We start from the raw sequence: 1,195 nt of genomic DNA on the forward strand, positions 1-1,195 counted from the left end.
GGATATAACTATTCACTACCCGGGATGGAATCCCGAAATAACGACAAAAAGCAACAAAAACAGGCGCACGATGACGGCAGCTCCCTTGCCGTTCTTTTACCAGAAATTTAAAGAAATTCTCATGACAATCTGGTTTAGCTTTACCGGAAAACTGTCGGCAATAGTCTGTGATTGCCTCAATTCGTTGCTCTGGGTCTTTGGCGTCTTTTATTTTCTGCAAAGGCGCTTGTATTTCAGGTGGTTGTTGCTTAATGTTCTCTAACACTCCCTTCAGTACTGTTTTCATACCTTCTGAACAGCGGACGTCAAAACGTGTTGATTGTGCTGGTCCGACTACCTCGTCACATGTTTTTTTGCCTGCTTCTCTGGACTCTGCGACATAAGCAAATTTAATTTTCTGGCTGACTCCCGACTCTGGAACAGAGAGTGTGTGAAGCCCGGTATATCGATCCCTGACCAGAGCAAATGGCAACTCGGGCTCCATGCGCAGGGCTACGATATAGTCGTTGACCGTGAGGCTGGGTAAGTAATATTGACCATTTCTTGATTTCATCTCAAAGGTTGCCAGCGTCTGGTCTTTGGCTAATGTCAATTCCTGATCATGCTCTGGCAACCGGGCAGGTATGAGAACTTCGACCCCTTGCATGTGTTGATCATTGATATTGATACATTTGACATTGCCCTCTGCAGTCACATAAATATCCCCTGTCCACCGCCGGTAATCAGTGGAAGAATAGTTCTGCGTATCAAAAATTATGTGATTGACTCTTTTTGGCTTCTTCCGGTTCTCATAGTCCGTTAAATGACTCAATAACGGAGCCTGTTCCATGTGAACTGCCGGAATGTATTTTTCAGGAGCCTTATCACTACCAATAATCAACGTTTCGTTGACAGGTTGTGGCTCATGGTTCGTCCTCTGAGCTGATGCTGATGCCTCTTTCTCGTGGCCTTGTGGCAGATCATGTACAGGAGCCTTATCACCACCAACCGCTGAGGCTTCGTTAATATAATCGTCAACAAAATGGTTCAGCAGATCACTGATCTGATGCCAGAAAGCAGGCCAACACTGAACTTCAGCGGCTTTCCACGCCCTTATCCGCTGATCAGCCGCCTGAAGATAAGACTGGTTAGCTGACATTTTCAACGTCTGTTTCTGTTCTTCCGTCAGGGGGAACACGCTACTGGCGTTTATGCC

General features: G+C 46.2%; 1 protein-coding gene. It reads right to left on the reverse strand.

What is annotated here, in order from left to right:
* On the reverse strand, window positions 1-1,195 hold a 1,195-nt coding region (locus KDK19_RS05050), incomplete at both ends, for a transglutaminase family protein (RefSeq protein ID WP_257291478.1).

The organism is Endozoicomonas sp. ONNA1, from assembly GCF_024606325.1.
In the GTDB taxonomy this organism is placed as follows: Bacteria; Pseudomonadota; Gammaproteobacteria; order Pseudomonadales; family Endozoicomonadaceae; genus Endozoicomonas_A.